At 66.2% G+C, this 8,253-nt stretch carries 7 protein-coding genes and 1 tRNA gene; 4 read left to right on the top strand and 4 right to left on the bottom strand.

The window, feature by feature from the left end:
• The 3 genes from ACLP4W_RS02745 to polA form a co-directional block, all read right to left on the bottom strand.
• A partial coding sequence (locus ACLP4W_RS02745; RefSeq protein WP_442383890.1) for a dephospho-CoA kinase occupies positions 1-120 on the bottom strand: 120 nt, incomplete at its 3' end.
• A gap of 16 nt (positions 121-136) precedes the next feature.
• Complete coding sequence (gene rpsA, locus ACLP4W_RS02740) at positions 137-1,573, bottom strand: 30S ribosomal protein S1 (protein WP_442383888.1); 1,437 nt, start codon at positions 1,571-1,573, stop codon at positions 137-139.
• Between the two features lie 205 nt (positions 1,574-1,778).
• Positions 1,779-4,517: a DNA polymerase I gene (gene polA / locus ACLP4W_RS02735; protein ID WP_442383886.1), complete on the bottom strand. Its 2,739-nt coding sequence runs from the start codon at positions 4,515-4,517 to the stop codon at positions 1,779-1,781.
• Between the two features lie 87 nt (positions 4,518-4,604).
• Between polA and ACLP4W_RS02730 the strand changes: the two genes are divergently transcribed.
• Entirely contained in the window at positions 4,605-5,114 is a 510-nt protein-coding gene (locus ACLP4W_RS02730) for a Zn-ribbon domain-containing OB-fold protein (RefSeq protein WP_442383884.1), read from the top strand.
• Positions 5,114-6,322 (top strand): lipid-transfer protein, encoded by a 1,209-nt coding sequence (locus tag ACLP4W_RS02725; RefSeq protein WP_442383882.1) that lies wholly within the window; start codon positions 5,114-5,116, stop codon positions 6,320-6,322. The genes ACLP4W_RS02730 and ACLP4W_RS02725 overlap by 1 nt, the downstream gene beginning before the upstream one ends.
• Before the next feature lie 76 nt (positions 6,323-6,398).
• Here the strand turns inward: ACLP4W_RS02725 and ACLP4W_RS02720 are convergent, their stop codons facing one another.
• Positions 6,399-7,010, bottom strand: a complete 612-nt coding sequence (locus ACLP4W_RS02720; protein ID WP_442383880.1) for an ANTAR domain-containing response regulator — start codon at positions 7,008-7,010, stop codon at positions 6,399-6,401.
• Between the two features lie 123 nt (positions 7,011-7,133).
• Between ACLP4W_RS02720 and ACLP4W_RS02715 the strand changes: the two genes are divergently transcribed.
• Both ACLP4W_RS02715 and ACLP4W_RS02710 read left to right on the top strand, forming a co-directional pair.
• Positions 7,134-7,210: transfer RNA gene (locus ACLP4W_RS02715), tRNA-Leu, on the top strand.
• Positions 7,211-7,252: 42 nt separating this feature from the next.
• On the top strand, positions 7,253-8,253 hold a 1,001-nt coding region (locus ACLP4W_RS02710), incomplete at its 3' end, for an adenylate/guanylate cyclase domain-containing protein (protein ID WP_442383878.1).

Below are 8,253 nucleotides of genomic sequence, written 5' to 3'. Positions count from 1 at the left end.
CTCGACCACCTCGCGGGCGATCACGTCGCCGTCGACACCGACCCCGCCGCACTGCGAAAACGTGGCCGAAACCGCCGACTTACCGGCGCCGATGCCGCCGGTCAGCCCGATCCGAAGCATCGATGGCTACGCCGGGTTAGGCGCTACCGGCGAGCTTCTCCCGGAGCGCGGCGAGTTGCGCGTCGCTGGCCAGCGAGCCACCCTGCGGCTCTTCACCCGACGAGCCGTTGGCCTGCGGCCGCTCGGCAGCGGCGGCCTCGGCTGCGGCGAATTTCTCCATCTGCGCGGTGTGCATTTTGTGCCGGCGCTCGGCCTCCGCGTAGCGGCCTTCCCACTCGGTGCGCTGCGTGTCGAAACCCTCGAGCCACTCGTTGGTGTCGGGGTCGAAGCCCTCCGGGAAGATGTAGTTGCCCTGCTCGTCGTAGCTGTCGGCCATGCCGTACTTGGCCGGGTCGAATTCCTCGGTGTAGTCCTCGTTGGCCTGCTTGAGCGACAACGAGATACGGCGACGCTCGAGGTCGATGTCGATGACCTTGACCATCGCGTCGTCGCCGACGGCGACCACCTGGTCGGGCACCTCGACGTGACGCTCGGCCAGCTCGGAGATGTGCACCAAGCCCTCGATGCCCTCCTCGACGCGGACGAACGCACCGAACGGCACCAGCTTGGTGACCTTGCCGGGCACGATCTGACCGATGGCGTGGGTGCGGGCGAAGTGCCGCCACGGGTCTTCCTGAGTCGCCTTGAGCGACAACGAGACCCGCTCGCGGTCCATGTCGACGTCGAGCACCTCGACGGTGACCTCGTCGCCGACCTGAACCACCTCGGAGGGGTGGTCGATGTGCTTCCAGGACAGCTCGGAGACGTGCACCAGACCGTCGACGCCGCCGAGATCGACGAATGCGCCGAAGTTGACGATCGAGGACACCACACCCTTGCGGATGGCGCCCTTCTGCAGCTGGTTGAGGAACTCGCTGCGCACCTCGGACTGGGTCTGCTCCAGCCAGGCCCGCCGCGACAGCACCACGTTGTTGCGGTTCTTGTCCAGCTCGATGATCTTGGCTTCGATCTCCTTGCCGATGTACGGCTGCAAATCACGGACACGCCGCATCTCGACCAGCGAGGCGGGGAGGAATCCGCGCAACCCGATGTCGAGGATCAGGCCACCCTTGACCACCTCGATGACGGTGCCCTTGACGGCCTCGTCCTTCTCCTTGAGCGCCTCGATGGTGCCCCAGGCGCGCTCGTACTGGGCGCGCTTCTTGGAGAGGATCAGCCGGCCCTCTTTGTCCTCCTTGGTGAGAACCAGGGCCTCGACCTCGTCACCGACGGTAACGACCTCGTTGGGGTCGACGTCGTGCTTGATGGAGAGTTCGCGAGCGGGGATGACCCCTTCGGTCTTGTAGCCGATGTCGAGGAGCACCTCGTCCCGGTCCACTTTGACGATGGTGCCCTCGACGATGTCGCCATCGTTGAAGTACTTGATCGTTTTGTCGATTGCGGCGAGAAAATCCTCGCTCGAGCCTATGTCGTTGACGGCTACTTGCGGCGAGGTGACGGTGGGACTCGGCATGTTGTTGGGTTGCTCCGGACAGGTTGGGTCGTAGGGACAAAAAGGGATTTACCTGTTGAGGCTACTCGACAGGGCACACGCTGGACAAACTCGCCCGGCGCGCCCATTGCACGCGGCCTGGTCAAATGTCCCCCGCGAATGTAACGTCCCGGCGAATTTTCGGCCGGTTTTCGCCGTGAGGTTACGTTCGGCGACCAATGACCAGCTAATGTGCCGCAGCGTCCCAGCTGCGCCCGTAACCCACCGACACCTCGAGCGGGACGTCGAGCGGGTAGGCACCGCCCATCTTGTCGCGGGCCAGAACTTCGATCTGTTCTCGCTCACCGGGCGCGATTTCGAACAACAGCTCGTCGTGTACCTGCAGCAACATCCGGGATGCCAGTCCGGCCTGTTTGATCGCCTTGTCGACCTCGATCATCGCCACCTTGATGATGTCGGCCGCGCTGCCCTGGATGGGGGCGTTGAGCGCCGCCCGCTCGGCGGCCTCGCGCACCTGGCGATTGCTGCTGTCTAGCTCGGGAAGGTAGCGGCGGCGGCCCAGCACCGTCGAGGTGTAGCCGTCCTTGCGGGCCTCCTCGACGACGTTCAGCAGGTAGTCGCGGACCCCGCCGAAGCGGGCGAAGTACTGGTCCATCTGGACTTTCGCCTCCTCGGTGGAGATCTTCAGCTGCGCTGCCAGTCCATACGCACTCAAGCCGTAGGCCAGCCCGTACGACATCGCCTTGACCCGGCGGCGCAAATCGGCGGTGACCTCCTCGATCGGCACGCCGAATGCGCGCGAGGCGACAAACGAGTGCAGGTCCTCCCCCGTGTTGAACGCCTCGATGAGGCCTTCATCGCGGGACAAGTGCGCCATGATCCGCATCTCGATCTGGCTGTAGTCGGCGGTCATCAGCTCGCTGTAGCCGTTTCCGACCACGAACGCGTCCCGGATCTGCCGCCCTGCGTCAGTGCGGATCGGGATGTTCTGCAGGTTGGGTTCGGTCGACGACAGCCGGCCGGTCGCCGCGATCGTCTGGTTGAACGTGGTATGGATCCGGCCATCCGCGGCGACCGCTTGCAGCAACCCGTCGACGGTGACCTTCAGGCGGGTGACGTCACGGTGGGTGAGCAGGTGCTGCAGGAACGGATGCCCGGTCTTGTCGAACAGCGATTGCAGGGCGTCGGCGTCGGTGGTGTAGCCGGTTTTGGTCCGCTTGGTCTTCGGCATCCCGAGTTCGTCGAACAACACCACCTGCAGCTGCTTGGGTGAGCCCAGATTGATCTGCTTGCCGATCACGGCGTAGGCGGCCTCGGCGGCGTCGCGGATGTGGTCACCGAATTGGCTTTGCAACTCGCCCAGCAGCTGCAAATCGACAGCGATGCCAACGCTTTCCATGTCTGCCAGCACCTGCTGAACCGGCAGCTCCATCTCGGCCAGCAATGCGGTGGAGTCGATGCGGTCCAGCTCGGCGTCCAGCGCGTCGGCCAGGTCCACCACGGCCCGGGCCCGCAGTATCAGGGTCTGGACAGCTTGCTCGTCCACCCCGTCCATGTCATCGAGAAGCGAAAGCTGTTGCTGTTCAGCAGTTTCCGCGCGCAGCTCGCGACGCAGGTAGCGCAGTGAGAGGTCGTCCAGGGTGAAGCTGCGCTGCCCGGGGCGCACCAGGTAGGCCGCCAGCGCGGTGTCGGAGGTGACGCCGCGCAGCGTCCAGCCGCGGCCCGCGAGGTCATGGATGGCCAGCTTCGCCTCGTGCAGCGCTTTGGGTTTCGCGGGATCGGCCAGCCAGGCCGCCAGCGCGGCGTCGTCGTCGGGAGTCAGCGTCGCGGTGTCGATGTAGCCGCCGTCGCCGTCGCCTGCGGCGATGGCGAGCGCCGTGGCGTCCCCACCGTGGGGCAGATGGGTACCGGCGACGGCCAGTCCGGCCCGGCGCCGGTCGCTTGCGTGCTCGGCCAGCCACTGCCCGACCGTGCCGGCCTCCAGCGCACCGCCGCGCACGTCAAAACCCTCGTCGACCTCGGGCTCGACGGCGACCAGGGTCTCGAACAGCCGGTCCCGCAGAACCCGGAACTCCAGGTCGTCGAAGAGCCGGTGAATCTGGTCGCGATCCCAGGGCTGCAACCGCAGCGTGTCGGGGGTCTGGGCCAGCGGTACATCGCGAACCAGATCGGTGAGCTCGCGGTTGCGCACGACGCTGGCCAGGTTCGCCCGCAGTGCGTCGCCCACCTTGCCGCGGACCGAGTCGACGTTGTCGACCAGCTCTTGCAGCGAGCCGTACTCGGCGATCCACTTGGCGGCGGTCTTCTCCCCTACGCCCGGTATGCCGGGCAGGTTGTCGCTGGGATCGCCTCGCAGCGCGGCGAAGTCGGGGTATTGCGTGGGCGTCAGCCCGTATTTTTCGACGACGGCCTCGGGGGTGAAGCGGGTAAGTTCGCTCACCCCCTTGCGGGGGTAGAGCACCGTCACGTCATCGCTGACCAACTGCAGGGAGTCTCGGTCACCGCTGACCACCAACACCCGGTATCCCTCGTTTTCGGCCTGCGTGGCCAGCGTCGCGATCAGGTCGTCGGCTTCGAACCCCGCTTCGGCGAGCACGGTGATACCCAGTGCGCCCAGCACTTCCTTGGTGATGTCGATCTGACCGTGGAACTCGTCGGGGGTCGACGACCGGTTGGCCTTGTACTCCGGGTAACGCTCGGAGCGAAAGGTCTGCCGCGAGACGTCGAACGCCGCGGCTATGTGCGTCGGGGCCTCGTCGCGGAGCAGGTTGATCAGCATGGCGGTGAAGCCGTAGACCGCGTTGGTGGTCAGGCCGCCGCGGGTCTTGAAGTTCTCGGCGGGCAGCGCGTAGAACGCCCGGAATGCCAGCGAATTGCCGTCCAGCAACATCAGCGTCGGCTTGGCGGTATCCGCGGTGGCCTTTTTAGCGGTTGTCGGGGCGGTCACGGCCTTAACTCTATGCATCCGGTGTGACGATCCACGCGCCCGAACCACTCGAGCCAGAACTGCAACACGTTTCAGTTTTGCGGTTTCGCTCGGTACGCTGGCCCGGTGCCAGAGGTCACCCGCCAAGAACCGGCGATCGATGGATGGTTCGCCACCGACGCGACCGCCGAAGGGGCCGGCGGTCCCCATCTGATTGGCAGCAAATGCCCCCAGTGCGGTACCTACGTCTTCCCGCCCCGCGAGAACAACTGCCCCAATCCGGCCTGCGACGGCGACACGCTGGAGCCGGTCGCCCTGTCGAGGCGCGGAAAGCTTTGGAGCTACACCGAAAACCGTTACCCGCCGCCACCGCCCTACCCCGCTCCGGACCCGTTCGAGCCGTTCGCCATCGCCGCGGTTGAACTGGCCGACGAGGGCCTGATCGTGTTGGGCAAGGTGGTCGAGGGCACGCTGGCGGCCGACTTGAAGGTCGGCATGGAGATGGAGCTCACCACCATGCCGCTTTACACCGACGACGACGGTGTGCAGCGCATGGTGCACGCGTGGAGGATCGCATCCGCCGGCGACGATATACAGAGCAGTGCGATCGGAAGAGGGGCGGAGGAGCGGCGCTAATGACGACGAGCACGCCAGAACCGCTCTATATCCTCGGCGCCGGCATGCACCCGTGGGGCAAGTGGGGCCGCGACTTCACCGAGTACGGAGTGGTCGCCGCCCGGGCCGCTCTGTGCGAGGCCGGCTTGGACTGGCGGCAGGTCCAGCTGGTCGCCGGGGCTGACACCATCCGCAACGGGTACCCCGGCTTCATCGCCGGGTCGACCTTCGCCCAGAAACTCGGCTGGAACGGGGTTCCGGTCAGTTCCAGCTACGCCGCCTGCGCGAGCGGCTCCCAGGCGCTGCAGAGCGCGCGCGCCCAGATCCTGGCCGGTTTCTGCGACGTCGCACTGGTGATCGGCGCCGACACCACCCCGAAGGGGGCTTTCGCCCCGGTCGGCGGGGAACGCAAGAACGACCCCGACTGGCAGCGTTTCCACCTGATCGGCGCGATGAACCCGGTGTACTTCGCGCTGCTCGCACGGCGCCGGATGGACCTGTACGGCGCGACACCCGAGGACTTCGCGCAGGTGAAGGTCAAGAACTCCCGGCATGGCCTGCAGAACCCTCATGCCCGCTACCGCAAGGAATCCTCCGTCGACGACGTGCTGGCGAGCCCGGTGGTGGCCGACCCGCTGCGGCAGCTCGACATCTGCGCCACCTCCGACGGCGCGGCGGCGCTGATCGTGGCCAGCGCGGACTTCGCCCGTAAACACCTCGGCTCGCTCGACGGCGTCCCTTCGGTGCGTGCGGTCAGCACGGTGACCCCGCGCTACCCGCAGCACCTGCCCGAATTACCCGATATCGCAACGGATTCCACCGCCGTGGTGCCGGCGCCGGACCGGGTCTTCAAGGATCAGATCCTCGATGCGGCGTACGCCGAAGCGGGCATCGGGCCCGAGGACGTGAGCCTGGCCGAGGTCTACGACCTGTCCACCGCGCTGGAACTCGACTGGTACGAACACCTGGGCCTGTGCGCCAAGGGTGAAGCCGAGGAGCTGCTGCGCAGCGGTGCGACCACCATCGGCGGCAAGACCCCGGTCAACCCGTCGGGCGGGCTGGCATGCTTCGGCGAGGCCATCCCCGCCCAGGCGATCGCCCAGGTCTGTGAGCTGACCTGGCAACTGCGCGGTCAGGCCACCGGCCGGCAGGTGGAGAACGCCACCGTCGGCGTCACCGCGAACCAGGGCCTGTTCGGGCATGGCTCGTCGGTGATCGTGGCGCGGTAGCGGCCTCGCGAGCGCGCGCAAATGTACGGCCGTAACGGCGTGTCGTAGTACAGACACGCACGCTCGCCATTCGGCGTCAGTCGTCGGAGCCGAGTGTTTCCAGGACGACTTCGGCCACCCGCTTCATGGTGGTCCGCCGGTCCATGGCGGCGCGTTGGATCCACTTGAACGCCTCGGGCTCGGTCATGCCCTGTTTGGCCTGCAGCAGGCCCTTGGCGCGCTCGACGATCTTGCGGGCCTCCAGCCGATCGGACAACGTCGCCACTTCGCGTTCCAGTTCGGTGACCTCGGCGAACCGGCTGACGGCCAATTCAATGGCCGGGATCAGGTCGCTGACGGTGAAGGGCTTCACCAGGTAGGCCATCGCCCCGGCATCGCGCGCCCGTTCGACCAGGTCGCGCTGACTGAAGGCGGTCAGCACCACGATCGGCGCGATGCGTTTGCTGGCGATCTCCGACGCGGCATCGATCCCGTCGCGGCGCGGCATCTTCACATCCATGATCACCAGGTCCGGCTTGTGCAGCTCGGCGAGTTCGACGGCTTCCTGTCCGTCGCCGGCCTCCCCGACGATCTGGTAACCCTCCTCTCGCAGCATCTCGGCGAGGTCCAGTCGGATGAGCGCTTCGTCTTCCGCGATCAGGACCCGGCGCGGCACGGCGGCGTCGGTGTCGGTCGTGGGGCCTGTCATGACGGACATTGTGTCGTGAACGCCTGGGACCAGCGACCTCGGGGGCGGTGAGATGGGACGACGGCAGCAATCATCTATGGTGGGAGGCTGCTTCTAAGGTAAGGGGCCGGCCCCTCCTTGAGAGCCCTCGTATCCCAACTGGCAGAGGAAACGGATTCAAAACCCGTCCAGTGTGAGTTCGAATCTCACCGAGGGCACCATCACAGGCGGTAGGCAGCCAGCTCAACGGTTACGCTCGTATTGTGGGCGCGAAGAAGTGCGGTGCCTCATCAGCGGGAGCGGACGGCTCGGTACGCCGCCCAGACTGCGTCGCGGCCGTGCGCGAACAGTCCCGCGACCGCAACCAGCACTACGCCGACAGCGCCGCGCGACGTGCCCGGGTGCTCTCCATCACCGCCTGGCTGGCCGTGATGGTGACCGCGAGCTTTGTGGTCGTGCAAATTGCCACCGATTCCTGGTCCTGGCAGGTCAGCTCCATCAACGTCGGGGCCGCGATCATCTTCGCGATGGTTCCGTGGCTGCATCGATTCGGGGAATTGGTTGCGCCGCTTACGTTTATCGCCGCGGCCTATGTCTCGGTCTTCGTCAGCTGCTGGGACGTGGGCACCGGTTCGGGATCTGAGTTCTTCTTCCTGGTGGCAGCCTGCCTAGTGGTGCTGCTGCTAGGGATAGAACGCATCGTGTTGGCGTCAGCACTGGCGGCCGTTGCCGCCGGCCTGATCATCGCGCTGGAGTTCCTGGTCCCCCGCGACACCGGGCTTCAGCCGCCCTGGGCCCACTCGGCGGGCTTTGTCGTCACCGCGATCTCCAGCGTCGTGATGGTGGTCGTGACCGTGTGGTTCGCCCTGCGTGACACCGCACGCGCCGAGGCGGTGATGGAAGCCCAGTACGAGCGCTCCGAGACCCTGCTGACCAACATGTTGCCGGCCAGCATCGCGGAGCGGCTCAAAGACCCTGACCGAAGCGTCATCGCCGACAAGTACGACGTCGCCTCGGTCTTGTTCGCCGACATCGTCGGATTCACCGAACGTGCCAGCGGCACCGCACCGGCCGACCTGGTGCGCTTCCTCGACCGCTTGTATAGCGCTTTCGATGCACTAGTGGACAGGCACGGGCTGGAGAAGATCAAAGTCAGCGGCGACTCCTACATGGTGGTCAGCGGTGTTCCACGGCCGCGGCACGCTGGCCATTCGCGTCCCCATGGTGGTCAACATCTGCTCCGTGGTCGCCATCTATTTCTTCG

Origin of the sequence: Mycobacterium sp. (assembly GCF_052145595.1) — a bacterium.
In the GTDB taxonomy this organism is placed as follows: domain Bacteria; phylum Actinomycetota; class Actinomycetes; order Mycobacteriales; family Mycobacteriaceae; genus Mycobacterium.
This window is presented reverse-complemented; position numbering and strand designations above follow the sequence as displayed.

Coding starts and splice junctions, on each gene's coding strand:
- ACLP4W_RS02720 (WP_442383880.1), bottom strand. CDS start 7,010: ATGACAGGCCCCACGACCGACACCGACGCCGCCGTGCCGCGCCGGGTC.
- ACLP4W_RS02725 (WP_442383882.1), top strand. CDS start 5,114: ATGACGACGAGCACGCCAGAACCGCTCTATATCCTCGGCGCCGGCATG.
- rpsA (WP_442383888.1), bottom strand. CDS start 1,573: ATGCCGAGTCCCACCGTCACCTCGCCGCAAGTAGCCGTCAACGACATA.
- polA (WP_442383886.1), bottom strand. CDS start 4,517: ATGCATAGAGTTAAGGCCGTGACCGCCCCGACAACCGCTAAAAAGGCC.